This is a genomic window from Arthrobacter sp. 92 (assembly GCF_050260325.1).
GTDB lineage: Bacteria > Actinomycetota > Actinomycetes > Actinomycetales > Micrococcaceae > Arthrobacter.
Window position 1 is genome coordinate 3,311,048 of sequence record NZ_CP189863.1, and the last position, 14,927, is coordinate 3,325,974.

Consider the following 14,927-nt stretch of genomic DNA (forward strand, 5'->3'; position numbering starts at 1 on the left):
GGTTCGTTGATTCCTCACTTAGTTCCGGCGTGGATGTTGTCACTGATGTTCGAGATCGCTTGCCGGACGACGGCGAGGTCCTGGTCACCGAGTCCCTGCCGCGTGAGTTCAGCGTAAAGTTCGACGCCGGCCCTCGCCATGGGTACCGCGGCCCCCACGGCGGCGGCGCTGTCGAGGACGAAGGTAAGGTCCTTCTGCATGAACTTTGCCGGCCCGGTGGGGTGGTAATTTCTTGCCGCGAGTCGCGGCCCCACAACCTCGAGCACCCTGCTGCCCGCAAGACCGCCCGACAGGACCTCATAGAGGGCGGCGACATCCATGCCGGAGCGTTCAGCGAGCTCGGCGGCCTCGGCGAGTGCCGCCGTCGTTGTTCCCACGATCAGTTGGTTACAGGCTTTGGCGAGGGACCCCGAACCCAGCGGCCCCATCCGGCGAACAGTGGTCCCCATGGTGCTCAGGAGCGGCAGGAGCCGGTCGAAGTCCGCCTCGGCCGCGCCGGTCATGATGGCCAGCGTGCCATCCCGCGCCCCTTGGGTGCCCCCGCTCACTGGAGCATCCACCACCACGGCATTTCCGCCGCTCGCTGCGGAGACCCGCTGACCGAATTTACGGATGCCCTCCGGCGAGACGCTGCTCATAACCACGACGGCGGTGCCGGCAGTGGGCGCCTTGGCCGACCACATGGCCAGGAGCCCCGCCGCGGCTTCCTCAATGAAGGACAGATCGGGCAGCATAAAAATAATGGCGGCGTGGTCCCGCAGGTCCGCCACCTCATCGACGCGGCCGCCGCCCAACTCCGCGAATTCCGCCAATGCCCCCGGCGAACGGTTCCAGGCGTCAACTTTCCAGCCGCCGGCGAGCAGGTTGGCTGCCATCGGCGCCCCCATGAGCCCCAGGCCTACAAAGCCCGCACTCTTACGCTCCGCTGTCATACTGACCCACTTCCTCGTGATTGATCCTAAGCAACTCCGCGAAATCTGTTCAATATCCTAGCCTCCATTCAGTATGATGAACAGCATGACCTCAGCTGAAACCACAGTCGCGATCGCCGTTCCGCTCGAAGCAGAGCTCGTGGACCGCATCCGCGCAGTAGATCCGTCCGTAACCGTGCTGTATGACCCCGAACTGCTTCCCCCCGAGCGTTATCCCGCGGACCATTCCGGAGATCCCGACTTCCGCCGCACCCCGGAGCAGGAGGAACGTTACTGGGCGATGCTGAACAAGGCCCAGATCCTCTATGGTTTCCCGAACGAAAGCCCGGCGGGCCTTGCGAGGATCGCCCGGAGCAATCCCCACCTGGAATGGATCCACGCCATGGCGGCCGGTGCCGGCGGCGCCGTAAAGGCATCCGGGCTGGACGCAGCGACGCTGGGGAAGTTCAAGGTCACCACCTCCGCAGGGGTCCATGCCCTGCCGCTCGCGGAATTTGCCGCGCTCGGCATCCTGAACGGCTTCAAACGCACGGCGGAAATGGCACAGGACCAGGCCGCCGGGATCTGGCCCGAGCTCCGCACACCAACCCGCCTGGTTAGCGGCTCCCGCCTGGTCGTAACCGGCCTGGGCGAAATCGGGCTGGAGACGGCACGGCTCGCCAAGGCTTTGGGAATGAGCGTCAGCGGCACCAAGAGGTCCGTGGAGCCTATCGACGGAATCGCCGAAGTGGCCGATAACGCCGGCCTCCCGGAGCTGCTTGCCAAGGCGGACGCTGTGGTAAATACGCTCCCCGGCACCCCCTTCACCGAGAAGCTCTTCAACCGCGAAGTCTTCGCCGCCATGAAACCCGGAACGGTCTTCGTCAACGTGGGCCGCGGCACGGTGGTGGACGAGGAGGCGCTCCTGGAAGCGCTCGACAACGGTCAGGTCTCATATGCCTGCCTCGATGTGTTTGCCGTGGAGCCGCTCCCGCAGGACAGCCCCCTGTGGAACCACCCCAAAGTGACGGTTTCCCCGCACACCTCGGCCCTCAGCGCCGCCGAGAACAGGCTGATCGCCGAACGCTTCTGCAGCAACCTGCGGACACACCTCGACGGCGGCCAACTCCCCCACCTCGTGGACACGGTGCACTTCTACTAGGACCTGCCGGGAGGGGAGCTACGCAACGGGGCACGGCTGTGGGAACCATAGCCGTGCCCCGTTGCGTAGGAGGCCAATGAGACGGGTGGTATCGCGTGAGTATTCAAGTAGCGAATACTCGCGTTTTCCGCCGGGCTTCCTCCCTAGAGTGGTGTCATCGCAACCGGCCGGGAAGGCTGCAGCCAATCCCAGGCATCGCCTTCTCCCGGCCGGACCACTTAGGTGGCGGCCGGGGTCACTGTGGCCGGGCGGCCCGCCGGGTGAAGGAGAACACATCATGGGTCTCGCAAAATCAGCCGCGAGGAAGCTTCGATTCCTTCCGGCGCCAGACGCCGCACCCGGCCCGGCCGGGCGCACCCCGGTCGGGCGCAGCCCGGAGAATTTCCGGGAAGTCCCCCCAGCCGAACAGGGGCCCCGCAAGTACCGGGACCGCATCAGCGGCGCGCCCGTCCTGGAACGCAGCCGTCTTGAGGGGAATGCGGGAACGGCACATTCCTGGCGGTTCAACGATTTCGTCAGCTCCTTCCTGCTCATGCTCCCCTACCGGATCGACAATGTGGAACGCGCCCTGACTGCCGGGGACTGGCAGAGTGCCTCCCTCGCCGCGCAAAGCCTTTCCTGGTCGGCCTCCATGGCCGGCGCCTGCAGGCTCGAACTCGTGGCCGCCTTGATCGATGCCGACCTCCAAGCCGGCCATTCGGCCCGTGCACGGGAGACCGGATGCATCCTCCGGCCGGCCGCCGCCGAGCTGACAGCAGCCCTTGCGCCTCTGCTGGCCGCCGCTCACTGAGGCACGCACGTCGCCGAGGTAGCGCGCGGGCGGAAGTTCCACAGGGCCACGTTTACAAGTAGCCTGGAAATTCTCATGCGGACGGGACGGCCCGGTGCGCCAAGTTGCTAGCCCGCAATCCAGCCACGGTGTCAGGCGGAACACACACGCCCGTGGCCCCTTTCCGGAACTGGAAGGGGCCACGGGCTGGCGGCAGATGCAGGGTGAGGAGGGTGCCTAGCTGGCATCCTCGGTGAGGCGAAGGTCCCGCCCCACGGTCTCCGGCGTGAAGAACGTGGTTCCAAAGGAGATCAGGGCGAGCACCAGGGAGTAGATGGCCAGCACAAGCCAGGAATAGCCGGTGGCCGCGAGGAGCGCGGCACCCACCAGCGGCACGAGTCCGCCTGCAAGCACGGCCGACAGTTCACGACTCATGGCCACGCCGGTGAAGCGGTACTGCGAGCCGAAAAGTTCAGGCAGCAGCGGGCACTGGGGGCCGAGCATGGACTGGACGCCCAGGGCGACGCCCACCACCATCACGACCCACACGAGTGTCACATTGCCCAGGGTCACAAGGTAGAACGCGGGCAGGGCGATGGCGGCCTGAAACAGCGCGCCATAACGGTAGACAGGAACCCGGCCGAACCTGTCGGACAATGCCCCGAACGTCACCACCATTACGGCGGCGAAGCCGGCGGCGATGAGCAGGCCAACCGGCCCGATGAACTTATCACCGGGGAAGATGCCGTCCTTGGCTGACAGGAAGGCGACCAGGAGCGCCGAGTAGATCGAGGAGTTGCCGTTTTCCCCCATGCGCAGCCCGATGCCGATGAGGACGTTCTTCTTGGAGTGCTTCCACAGCTGGCCAATCGGATTCTTGACAACGTTCTTGTGCTTCTCGAGCTCCTGGAAAACCGGCGTCTCCTTCAGGCGGAGGCGGATGAAGATGGCCACGGCGATCAGGATCACGCTTGCCAGGAAAGGCACCCGCCACAGCCAGCCCTCAAGGACGGCCTTGTCCGCAAGGGCGACCAGGGCGAACGTTCCGGCGCCAAGCAGGGTGCCCAGCTGGATTCCAACAAAGGGCAAGGAGGCGAAGAAGCCCCGGCGGCGGCGCGGCGCCACTTCGGAAATCAGGGTGGTGGCGCCCGCCTGCTCCGCTCCGGCACCCAGCCCCTGGATGATCCTGAGGGTCACCAGCAGGACGGCGCCGAGCATGCCGGCCTGTTCGAAGGTGGGCAGCAGGCCAATAGCGAAGCTGGCCGTCCCCATCAGGCCGATGGTCAGGATAAGAACGGACTTGCGGCCGAACTTGTCGCCGATGTGGCCGAAGATCACTCCACCAAACGGCCGGGCAGCGAAACCCACCCCGTACGTGGCGAAGGAGGCGATAAGTGCGCCGTCCTCGCCGAGGGGCTTGAAGAACAGCGGGCCGAAGATCAAGGCCGAGGCCAGGCCATAAATGTAAAAGTCGTAATACTCCAGCGCGGAGCCCACGGAACTGGCGAGAGTTGCCCTCCGCAGCTGTTCCGGTTCGACGAGGACGTCGTCCGCTTCAGTCAGTGATGATTCAGTACGAGTTGTCACAAGCACTCCCTTGAGAACACTCCAGACCCCCGTTGGTCTGGCGGGATAGTGACGTCACCCGTGGCGTCGATCACTATGTTGAACAGCGTACAACATCATGAACCAATCGCCAATGATGTTATCGGATTTAAATCGCGGGCCGATTGCCCCTGGACGCAGCCCGGCCCATTCAGCCCATCGGATTACCAAGCGACCTGGCCAGTTCCTTAAGCTCCTTCACCATGAGCGCGCCCTGCTCTTCGGAGTAGGTGGCCTTGAGCGCGGTCACGGACAACCCCAGGCTGGGCCCGTGGGCTCCCCGGGTTGGCACGGCCACGGCAAGGCACACAACCCCGGTGGTGGATTCCTCGTCCTCAAACGCGAAGCCCTGCTCGCGGATCTCGGCCAGCTGCGCCTTGAGCGCGGCGCCTGTTCGCAGTGACTTCGGGGTCAGGACCGGGAGCTCTGCGCCGTCAGGAAACATTTCATCCACGTCATGGTCATGCAGCCGTGCAAGAAGCGCCTTGCCCACCGCGCAGAGGGACACCGGCATCTTGTCCCCGATGTTGGATGTCAGCCGGACTGCAGGGTGGCCTTCGTAGCGCGCCAGGTAAATGACGTTGGCGCCGTCCAGCATGGCTATGCGGACGGTTTCGCCGGAGAGTGTGGGCGCCTGCTCGCAGAACCTGTAGAACTCCTGCACCTCGTCCAGCCGGCTCAGATAGGCGGCCCCGAGCTCCACGAGCTTGCGTCCAAGCGTGAACTCGGCGCCCTGCCGGTTGATGAGCCGGGCTTCCTCCAGTGCAAGCAAGAGATTCGAGGTGGAGGATTTAGGGATGCCCAGCTCCCTCGACAGATCGCTCAGGGTCAACCTGCCGGTGGCAGAGGCTGCCAGCGCCTCCAACACAGCCGCCGCGCGGGTTACGGCCGGCGCAGGAGAGGCACTCCCCAGCCCATCGGAAGTTCGGGAAACTCGGGAATCGGCCATGATTCTCCTTCAGATCTCGCGCCTGTGTCACCAGCGCCATACACTCAAAAGTTGTTCAGTCGGCTGAACACTAACCATCATAATGTGTGGAAGTGCATGTTTACCCGCCGCCCCCGGGAGCGCGGCGGGGAAAGCGCGAATCGCCCGCTCCGTTGCAGTCATGACTCCGGGGACGAGGCACCGGCCGAGAGCCGGATTTGTTTCACATTTCCGAAATTTCACTGTATATTCATTTCAAGCCCTCCACCGCGGCATCCCCCAATAGCCGCGGTGGAGGGCTTTTCCAATTTCCGTTCGTTCCCCCAGCTCCAGCAAGAGCCGTCAGGCGGCATCTGCGATGGCTTCCCGGAGCTTCCACCCGCCACCTTGTCCATCCCTGACCAGTTCCATGGTGGTCAAAGCTGAACGGCTGTTCCTTCCCAGCCTGACCTGCACCTGCCAGACCTCCACGTCCACCCGGCCCAGGCCCTTGGGCATCCGGCGCTCATCCTCCCACCAGCTGACGCGTTCAAACCAGCGGACGGGCTCCGCACCGATATTCCATTCACGGCCTCCTCGGATGACGGCCTGTGGCGTCCCGTCAGGCGCGAGCCTGAGCATGATGTGTTCCATGGAGACAGGCTAAGAGGGGGCCCCGACAATAAGACCGGAGCGCATCAAAAAACCCCGCCGCTCCAAGAAAATTCCTTGAACGGCGGGGCTTTGGCTGGTGGGTCCTACCGGGATCGAACCGATGACATCCACGGTGTAAACGTGGCGCTCTACCAGCTGAGCTAAAGACCCAAACCGTCGCTTGAGCGTCTCAGCGCTTCAACCAACGAACAGCAACTGTACCCGATCGGAACGGCCGAACGCCAATCGGCGCCGCCCGCAGGCGGGCTCCTATCCCTCCGGGGTCACAGGGCGGGCAGTTCGGCCGCCAGCCAGGTGAGGGCTTCGCTCACACCGGCCTCAAGCTTGATGGTGGCAAGATCGTCACCCCGTGTGGTGCCGCGGTTAATAATGACCACCGGCTTCTCCTGCTTCGCCGCATGGCGGACGAAACGAAGGCCGCTCATCACCGTTAGTGAGGATCCCGCAACAACCAGGGCCGCTGCCGCATCAACCATCGCGTAGGAGCGCTCCACCCGGTCTTTCGGAACGTTCTCGCCAAAATACACAAAATCCGGCTTGAGCGTTCCGCCGCACGCGGGGCAGTGGGCCACCACAAAGCTGCCGATGAGGTGCGAGTCCTCAACGGTGGCGTCGGCGTCGGGAGCCATCTCCACCACCCCGGCCACCAGGGCCCGTTCGAGGAAATCGGGATTCAGTTCCTCCAAAACGCCTGCCAGCAGCGTGCGGCTGAAGCGCCGGCCGCAGGCCAGGCAGAGAACCTGATCGAAACGGCCGTGAAGATCCACCACGTTAACGCTGCCGGCATCCTCATGCAGCCGGTCCACGTTCTGGGTGATGAGGCCGGTCAGCAGGCCCCGTTGTTCCAACTGCGCCACTGCCGCGTGGCCGTCGTTGGGGTCGGCACGGCGCAGATGGGACCAGCCAATATGGTTTCGGGCCCAATACCGCTGCCGGTTCTCGGAACTGCCAATGAACTCCTGATAAGTCATCGGTGCCCTCGGTGCCGCGCCGGGTCCCCGGTAGTCGGGGATGCCGGAGTCGGTGCTCAGCCCGGCCCCGGTGAGCAGGGCAAACCGGCTTCCCGCCAACACATCACGGATGGACCCGAGGACCTGCAGTTCGTCCGGGTCGGGTTCCGCGCCGCGCACCGGTGGCAGGCTGGCAAACCCAGTCATGCCAATACCGGGGCGCCGCTGCCTCATCGAGCTAACTCCCGCCAAGTCCCGCCAGAGCAGTCCGATATTCGGCGAGGTCGCGTGCCTGGCCCCTCGGATTCACCACGACATGGCGGATGATCCCGTCCGCGTCGATGATGAAAGTTCCCCGTTGCGCCATTCCGCTCCCCCGGTCAAACACCCCGTACTGCTCGGCGACGGCTCCATGGGGCCAGAAGTCAGCCAGCAGATCAAACGCATAGCCCTCTTTTTCGGCGTAAGCGCGGAGTGTGAACTTGCTGTCGACTGAAATACCCACCACCGTCGCGTTCGAATCCTCGAACAGCGAGAGGTTGTCCCGTATCTCGCACAGCTCCCCCGTGCAGATTCCCGAGAAGGCGAACGGATAGAAAACGACGACGACGTTGCGGCCCCTCAGCGCCGACAAACGGACGGGTTCTCCGTACTGGTTAGTCAGTTCGAAGTCCGGGGCGATACGGCCGACCGCGGGAACGTGCGTTGCCTCGACAGCAGTTTGAACGTGCTGCGGCGTCACTTGTTCTTCCTGGTAACCAAGCGGGTGGCGCTCCAGTCCCTGGAGACACCCACGGAGGTGGTGCAGTGGAGTCCGGCCGTTGGGGCGGCGTCCTGGATATCCGAGGGGGAAACATATCCCGGCCGTCCGGACTTGGGACTCAGGACCCAGACCACCCCTCCTTCGGTCAGGGTGGTCAAGGAATCGACGAGCGTGTCAACAAGGTCTCCGTCGCCGTCCCGCCACCAGAAGATGACCGCATCGACTACGTCGTGGTCGTCTTCATCAAGGAGTTCCGAGCCCGTGAGGTCTTCAATATCGTCACGTAAGTCGAAGTCGACGTCATCGTCGTAACCGAACTCCTGAATCAGATCCCCGTTTTTGAAACCCAATTTTTCCGCCACATTTACCGAAGTGGCGGCGTCGGCCTCGCTCACGTGTTCCTCCAATGCTTAGTCATCTTCATAAATCTAGTGATTTCCATTACTACAAGCCAACACCCTTTGTGTCTGCTCTTCAAGCTGGGGGCACCGCGATCCCACTTATTCTGCGTCACATGCGCTGCCGTGACATCCCTCCGGCAGGCGGGGTTCGGTCACACAACCAGTATGACCGTCAAATACGACCGGAGCATCAAGGGGCGGCTACGCATCAGCTGGTTCTCACGGCTAGAGTGGCTGTTGACGACTATGCCTGCGGGGCGACCGCCCTGGTTTTACATGCGGTCATAGACGAGATAGGACCCTGCCCGGCGCACATGACCGGGCTGATGTAACCGATACGTCGCACACGACGCGTTCACGCCAGGCAGTTACCCTGCCGGACCTGAGGGTGCCGATGCATGCGCGCAAAGAGAGGTTGGACGTGGCTGCAGGAGAAGATACCTCCCATATCCTCAGCGGGTTGACTAACCAGCTGCCTGATCGTGATCCGGAAGAGACCGCCGAATGGATTGAGTCCCTGGACACGCTGATCAGGGAACAGGGCACCGAACGGGCCCAGTACATCATGCGCAGTCTCCTGCAGCGTGCCGGCGCCCAGAGCGTCGGGGTCCCGATGGTCACCACCACGGATTATGTGAACACCATCCCGGTGGACCAGGAAGCGCCGTTCCCCGGGAACGAGGACTACGAGCGCCGCTACCGGGCCTACATGCGCTGGAACGCCGCGGTCATGGTGCACCGGGCGCAGCGGGCGAACATCGGGGTGGGCGGGCACATCTCCACCTATGCCGGGGCCGCGACCCTGTACGAGGTCGGCTTCAACCACTTCTTCCGCGGCAAGGACCACCCCGGCGGCGGGGACCAGGTCTTCTTCCAGGGCCACGCCTCCCCCGGGATGTACGCCCGGGCCTACATGGAGGGCCGGCTGACCGAGGAGGACCTGGACGGGTTCCGGCAGGAAAAATCCAAGGAGGGCCACGCCCTCTCCTCCTACCCGCACCCGCGCCTGATGCCGGAGTTCTGGGAATTCCCCACCGTGTCCATGGGCATCGGGCCGATGAACGCGATCTACCAGGCCCAGTCCAACCGGTACCTGCACAACCGGGGCCTGAAAGACACCTCCGACCAGCAGGTCTGGGCGTTCCTGGGCGACGGGGAAATGGACGAGCCCGAGTCCCGCGGCCTGCTCCAGCTCGCCGCGAACGAGAACCTGGATAACCTGAACTTCGTCATCAACTGCAACCTCCAGCGCCTGGACGGGCCGGTGCGCGGCAACGGCAAGATCATGCAGGAACTCGAGGCGTTCTTCCGCGGCGCGGGCTGGAACGTGATCAAGGTCGTCTGGGGCCGGGAATGGGATGAGCTGCTGGCCAGGGACTCGGACGGGTCCCTGGTGAAGATCATGAACGAAACCCCGGACGGGGACTACCAGACCTACAAGGCCGAGTCCGGCGGGTTCGTCCGTGAGCACTTCTTCGGGAAAACCCCGCAGACCAAGGAAATGGTCGCGGACCTCACCGATGACCAGATCTGGAACCTCAAGCGCGGCGGCCACGACTACCGCAAGGTCTACGCCGCGTACAAGGCCGCCACCGAGTTCAAGGGCAAACCCACCGTGATCCTGGCCAAAACGGTCAAGGGCTACGGACTCGGGCCCCACTTCGAAGGCCGCAACGCCACCCACCAGATGAAAAAACTCACCCTCGACGACCTCAAGTCGTTCCGGGACCACCTGCGCATCCCCGTCACGGACGACCAGCTCGAGGGGGACCTGTACGCCCCGCCGTACTTCCACCCCGGCACGGACGCCCCGGAAATCAAGTACATGATGGAACGCCGTGCCGCCCTGGGCGGGTCCGTGCCCGAGCGCCGCTCCAAGCACGCCGACGTCGCCCTTCCGGAGGCAAAAACGTACGAGGTCGCCAAGCGCGGCTCCGGCAAGCAGCAGGCCGCGACCACCATGGCCTTCGTCCGGCTGCTGAAGGAACTCATGCGCGACAAGGAGTTCGGCAAGCACATTGTCCCGATCATCCCCGATGAGGCCCGCACCTTCGGCATGGACGCGTTCTTCCCCACCGCCAAGATCTACAACCCCAAGGGACAGAACTACCTCTCCGTGGACCGGGACCTGGTCCTGGCCTACAAGGAATCCCCCGCCGGGCAGCTGATCCACCCGGGCATCAACGAAGCCGGCGCCGTGGCGGCCTTCACCGCCGCCGGCACCGCCTACGCCACCCACGGCGTGCCGCTGATCCCGGTCTACGTGTTCTACTCCATGTTCGGCTTCCAGCGCACCGGGGACTCCTTCTGGGCCGCGGGCGACCAGATGACCCGCGGGTTCATCATCGGCGCCACCGCGGGCCGGACCACCCTCACCGGCGAAGGACTCCAGCACGCGGACGGCCACTCCCCGCTCCTGGCCTCCACCAACCCCGCCGTGGTCACCTACGACCCCGCGTTCGGCTACGAAATGGGCCACATCGTCCGCGACGGCATCGAGCGCATGTACGGACCGGACTCCACCAACCGGAACCTGATGTACTACATCACGGTCTACAACGAGCCCATCACCCAGCCCGCCGAACCGGACGAGCTCGATGTTGAGGGAGTGATCAAGGGAATCTACCTGCTCGCGCCGGCCAGGATCGACGGCCCACGCACGCAGATCCTGGCCTCGGGCGTCTCCGTTCCCTGGGCCCTGGAAGCCCAGCGGATCCTGGCCGAGGACTGGGGCGTCTCCGCGGACGTCTGGTCCGTCACATCCTGGAACGAACTGCGCCGCGACGCGATGGCAGCCGAAGAGGACGCGTTCCTGAACCCGGGGAAACCCGCACGGGTACCGTTCGTCACCGAACAGCTCGCCGGGGCAACCGGACCCATCGTGGCGGTCTCGGACTACATGAAGGCCGTTCCGGACCAGATCCGCCAGTTCCTCCCGAACGAGTTCGCCTCCCTCGGCGCGGACGGCTTCGGCTTCTCCGACACCCGCGCCGCGGCACGCCGCTTCTTCAAGAACGACATCCACTCAATCGTGGTCCGTTCCCTGGAGATGCTCGCGCGTCGCAGCGAGGTGGATTCCCAGGCTCCGGCCCAGGCCATCGAGAAGTACAAGCTCCACAATGTGAACGCGGGCTCCACCGGCAACGCCGGGGGCGAATCCTGACGTATCCGCAGTGAGTCTCGACGGCGGCTTCCACCTGCAAGGTGGGGGTCGCCGTCGTCGTTCTACCGTTAAATTGCCCGTCGGACGGGTAAGGCTCCTCAGCGGCGTGTGTGATGCAGCGCAAATCGAGTTGTAGCCTATGCACAAAATGGAGGTTGCCCTGCGGGCACCGTATGCTCAATGCATGGCAGAGCCAACCACCACTCCCGCAAAGCGCAAAGCAGGCCCGCGTGCCCTGACGCCGGAGAAAGCCCAGACACTGAAGGAGCTCCGGGCAAGTGTGGGAAAACTGTCCACCACCACCCTGCGCCAGCTGGAAAAATCACTGCCCTGGTACAGCAGGCTGAGCTCCGATGAGCGCTCGGCACTTGGCATGGTGGCGCAAAACGGCATTGCTGCCTTTGTCACCTGGTACGAACGCCCCAGCTCGCCGTCGTGGATTCTTACCGACGTGTTCGGGACCGCGCCCACAGAGTTGACCCGCTCCATCAGCCTGCAGAAAGCTCTCCAACTCATCAGGATCGTGGTTGAGGTGGTGGAGGATCAGGTTCCCGTCATCGCCCCTGAGGCTGATCAGCCCGCATTGCGCGAAGCCGTGCTCCGCTATTCGCGCGAGGTGGCGTTTGCCGCCGCCGACGTGTACGCCCGCGCAGCCGAATCGCGCGGATCGTGGGATACGCGGCTCGAGGCGCTGATCGTCGATGCCATCCTGCGCGGCGAAAACACCGATGCGCTGCGTTCCCGGATAGCCGCCCTGGGCTGGAAGGCCCAGGAACGGTTCACGGTCATGGTGGGCAATTCACCATCCGAACCAAGCGCGAGCTACGTGAGCGAACTGCGGCGCACGGCCAGCCGGTTCGCGGAGGACGCCCTCGTGGGAATTCAGGGTGACCGGCTCATCCTTATCCTTGGCGGAGTTCACGACCGCGAAACCGCGTACTTGAAGCTCAGCGAGCTCTTCGCGCCGGGCCCCGTGGTCTATGGCGCCGAGGCCGGTTCCCTGCTGGAGGCAAGCAGCTCCGCCCAGTCCGCCTTCGCCGGCCTCACCGCCGCCCGTGCCTGGCCCTCGGCACCCCGGCCGGTGGCCGCGGACGACCTCCTCCCAGAGCGTGTCATCTCCGGCGACGACGCCGCGCGGCGATCACTCATCAAGAACATCTACCGTCCGCTGCTGGCGGCTTCAAACGGGCTGGTCGAAACCCTCGGAACGTACCTGGAACTGGGGCACTCACTGGAGGCCACTGCGCGGGAGCTCTTCGTCCACGCCAACACGGTCCGTTACCGGCTGAAGCGGGTTTGTGACGTCACAGGCTGGGATCCGCTGCTGCCGCGGGAGGCGTTTGTGCTTCAGGCAGCGCTGGTGGTTGGCCGTCTTTCGGTTCCGCCGAAGGCCCCCACCGAACGTCAACCTACGCGGAACAACAACTGAACCGTTGTAGACTTCCTACAAACTGACCCAGTGAGCTTGGTGTATCAATACACCAAGATTCACGCGGTAATTTGGAAAGCTGGATACGTGCTTGCAATCCTATGCCCTGGACAGGGCTCCCAGACCCCTGGTTTTCTGGCCCCTTGGCTGGAACTGCCTTCCGTAGCAGGCCATTTGGCCTCCCTGAGCGAAATTGCAGGCATCGACCTCACCGCACATGGCACTACGTCGGATGAGGACACCATCAAGGACACTGCGGTGGCGCAGCCGCTGATCGTCGCGGCCGGGCTCGTGGCGGCAAAGTCACTGTTCGACGTCGAGATCAGCTCGCTCCCCGTGATTCTGGCCGGACACTCGGTGGGTGAAATCACCGCGGCTGCCCTCGCCGGGGTGCTGACCGAAGCTGAAGCCATGACGTTCGTGCGGGAACGCGCCAACAGCATGGCCGCGGCCGCGGCGGTCACTCCCACCGGGATGAGCGCGGTTGTGGGTGGAGACCCTGCCGAGGTGCTGGCAGCCATTGAGGCCTCCGGAGCGACGCCGGCCAACGTCAACGGCGCCGGACAAACGGTTGCCGCCGGCACGTTTGACCAGCTCAAGGCCCTGGCGGACAATCCGCCCGCGAAGGCGCGTGTGATTCCGCTCAAGGTGGCCGGCGCGTTCCACACGTCGCACATGTCCCCTGCCGTGGCGACCCTGGAGGCGCTCAAGCCCTCGCTCCGCCCGAACAAGGCCCAGGTCCCCCTCCTCTCCAACTACGATGGCCAGGAAGTCTTCGACGGGGCCGCCGTGGTGGACAGCCTCATCGCCCAGGTGTCCCGGCCTGTCCGCTGGGATCTCTGCATGGAAACGCTCGTTCAGCGAGGGGTGACCGGCGTCATCGAACTCGCACCGGCAGGAACCTTGGCCGGGCTGGCCAAACGCGGCATGCCCGGAGTCAAGACGGTGGCCGTCAAGACTCCCGACGATCTCTCCGCAGCCCTTGCACTATTCGCAGAACTGGAGGGACAGGCATGAGCGTTCCCACACTTAAGCAGACGCCGATGCGCGAACACACCCGCATCCTTGCCGTGGGTGCCTACCGCCCGGACGTCATCGTCACCAACGACGACGTTTGTCAATGGATCGATTCCTCGGATGAATGGATCCGCCAGCGCACCGGCATTGTGACCCGCCACCGGGCCCCCGCCGAAGTCAGCGTCATTGACATGGCCGAAGGAGCGGCGCGCGAGGCCCTGGCAAAGGCAGGCATCGAGGCTTCCCAACTGGGCGCCGTCATCGTCTCCACCGTCACCCACCCGTACGCGACGCCCTCCGCGGCAGCCAGCCTTGCCGACCGCATCGGGGCCACCCCCGCACCCGCCTTCGACATCTCGGCAGCGTGCGCCGGCTACTGCTACGGCATTGCGCAGGGCGACGCCCTGGTCCGCTCCGGCGCCGCTGACTACGTCCTGGTGGTCGGCGCCGAGAAGCTCTCCGATGTCATCGACAACACCGAGCGCACCATTTCGTTCCTGCTCGGCGACGGCGCCGGCGCGGTGGTTATTGGCCCATCGGACACTCCCGGCATCGGGCCCTCGGTCTGGGGTTCCGATGGCAGTAAGTGGGATGCCATCGGCATGACCCACTCGCTCCTTGACGTCCGTGAACTGGCGCTGGCAGCCAATAAGACCGGTTCGCTCAGCGCCGAAGAGGCTGCCGTGACGGACACCGCCATCTGGCCTACGCTCCGCCAGGACGGACAGACCGTCTTCCGCTGGGCCGTCTGGGAGATGGCCAAGGTGGCGCAGCAGGCACTCGATGTTGCCGGCGTGAGCGCCGAGGACCTCGTCGCTTTTGTGCCCCACCAGGCCAACATGAGGATCATCGATGAGATGGTCAAGAAGCTCAAGCTTCCGGACACGGTCAAAGTGGCGCGGGACATCGCCGAGGCCGGCAACACCTCGGCCGCGTCGATCCCGCTGGCCACCCACCGCCTGCTTCAGGAAAACCCTGAGCTCAGTGGCGGTCTGGCCCTGCAGATCGGCTTCGGAGCCGGACTGGTGTTCGGCGCCCAGGTCATCGTGCTCCCGTAGCCGCAGCCTTTACCCACAACTGAATGCGTTCTGAACAGCACGGATTCGCGAACCAAGCCGTATTCTCGGTTTGACTCATTTCCGGCAGACACTGCCGGCAATATAACAAGAAAAGGA

13 protein-coding genes and 1 tRNA gene are annotated in these 14,927 nt (G+C 64.4%); 6 read left to right on the forward strand and 8 right to left on the reverse strand.

Going from position 1 to position 14,927, the window contains the following annotated elements; all coding sequences use genetic code 11:
- Nucleotides 1–14: 14 nt before the first annotated feature.
- On the reverse strand, nt 15–932 hold the full coding sequence (locus ACP4XC_RS15365; RefSeq protein WP_427171131.1) for an NAD(P)-dependent oxidoreductase: 918 nt from the start codon (nt 930–932) through the stop codon (nt 15–17).
- Nucleotides 933–1,005: 73 nt separating this feature from the next.
- Between ACP4XC_RS15365 and ACP4XC_RS15370 the strand changes: the two genes are divergently transcribed.
- Both ACP4XC_RS15370 and ACP4XC_RS15375 read left to right on the forward strand, forming a co-directional pair.
- A complete protein-coding gene (locus ACP4XC_RS15370) occupies nt 1,006–2,073 on the forward strand; it encodes a D-2-hydroxyacid dehydrogenase (RefSeq protein WP_427171133.1) in 1,068 nt (355 codons plus the stop codon).
- 277 nt (nt 2,074–2,350) lie between these two features.
- Complete coding sequence (locus ACP4XC_RS15375) at nt 2,351–2,863, forward strand: hypothetical protein (RefSeq protein WP_427171135.1); 513 nt, start codon at nt 2,351–2,353, stop codon at nt 2,861–2,863.
- A 216-nt stretch (nt 2,864–3,079) separates the two neighbouring features.
- Here ACP4XC_RS15375 and ACP4XC_RS15380 read toward each other — a convergent pair whose 3' ends face one another.
- From ACP4XC_RS15380 to ACP4XC_RS15410, 7 genes are all read right to left on the reverse strand, one after another.
- A complete protein-coding gene (locus tag ACP4XC_RS15380; protein ID WP_427171137.1) occupies nt 3,080–4,435 on the reverse strand; it encodes an MFS transporter in 1,356 nt (451 codons plus the stop codon).
- Nucleotides 4,436–4,598: 163 nt separating this feature from the next.
- Nucleotides 4,599–5,396 (reverse strand): IclR family transcriptional regulator, encoded by a 798-nt coding sequence (locus ACP4XC_RS15385; protein WP_427171139.1) that lies wholly within the window; start codon nt 5,394–5,396, stop codon nt 4,599–4,601.
- Nucleotides 5,397–5,717: 321 nt separating this feature from the next.
- On the reverse strand, nt 5,718–6,008 hold the full coding sequence (locus tag ACP4XC_RS15390) for a hypothetical protein (protein WP_427171141.1): 291 nt from the start codon (nt 6,006–6,008) through the stop codon (nt 5,718–5,720).
- 95 nt (nt 6,009–6,103) lie between these two features.
- Nucleotides 6,104–6,179: transfer RNA gene (locus ACP4XC_RS15395), tRNA-Val, on the reverse strand.
- A gap of 113 nt (nt 6,180–6,292) precedes the next feature.
- A complete protein-coding gene (locus ACP4XC_RS15400) occupies nt 6,293–7,213 on the reverse strand; it encodes an NAD-dependent protein deacetylase (RefSeq protein WP_427171143.1) in 921 nt (306 codons plus the stop codon).
- Between the two features lie 4 nt (nt 7,214–7,217).
- Nucleotides 7,218–7,721 carry a peroxiredoxin gene (locus ACP4XC_RS15405; protein ID WP_427171145.1) on the reverse strand — a complete coding sequence of 168 codons (504 nt, stop codon included), beginning with the start codon at nt 7,719–7,721 and terminating at the stop codon, nt 7,218–7,220.
- Nucleotides 7,718–8,137 (reverse strand): DUF3052 domain-containing protein, encoded by a 420-nt coding sequence (locus tag ACP4XC_RS15410; protein WP_427171147.1) that lies wholly within the window; start codon nt 8,135–8,137, stop codon nt 7,718–7,720. Before ACP4XC_RS15410 ends, ACP4XC_RS15405 begins: the two co-directional genes overlap by 4 nt.
- A 400-nt stretch (nt 8,138–8,537) precedes the next feature.
- On the opposite strand from ACP4XC_RS15410, the gene aceE reads away from it, so the two are divergent.
- The 4 genes from aceE (at nt 8,538) to ACP4XC_RS15430 (ending at nt 14,810) form a co-directional block, all read left to right on the forward strand.
- Nucleotides 8,538–11,306 carry a pyruvate dehydrogenase (acetyl-transferring), homodimeric type gene (gene aceE / locus ACP4XC_RS15415; RefSeq protein ID WP_427171149.1) on the forward strand — a complete coding sequence of 923 codons (2,769 nt, stop codon included), beginning with the start codon at nt 8,538–8,540 and terminating at the stop codon, nt 11,304–11,306.
- A gap of 184 nt (nt 11,307–11,490) precedes the next feature.
- On the forward strand, nt 11,491–12,735 hold the full coding sequence (locus tag ACP4XC_RS15420) for a PucR family transcriptional regulator (protein WP_427171151.1): 1,245 nt from the start codon (nt 11,491–11,493) through the stop codon (nt 12,733–12,735).
- Between the two features lie 87 nt (nt 12,736–12,822).
- Complete coding sequence (locus ACP4XC_RS15425) at nt 12,823–13,752, forward strand: ACP S-malonyltransferase (protein WP_427171153.1); 930 nt, start codon at nt 12,823–12,825, stop codon at nt 13,750–13,752.
- Nucleotides 13,749–14,810, forward strand: coding sequence for a beta-ketoacyl-ACP synthase III (locus ACP4XC_RS15430; RefSeq protein WP_427171155.1), 1,062 nt, complete (start codon nt 13,749–13,751; stop codon nt 14,808–14,810). The genes ACP4XC_RS15425 and ACP4XC_RS15430 overlap by 4 nt, the downstream gene beginning before the upstream one ends.
- Nucleotides 14,811–14,927 lie beyond the last annotated feature (117 nt).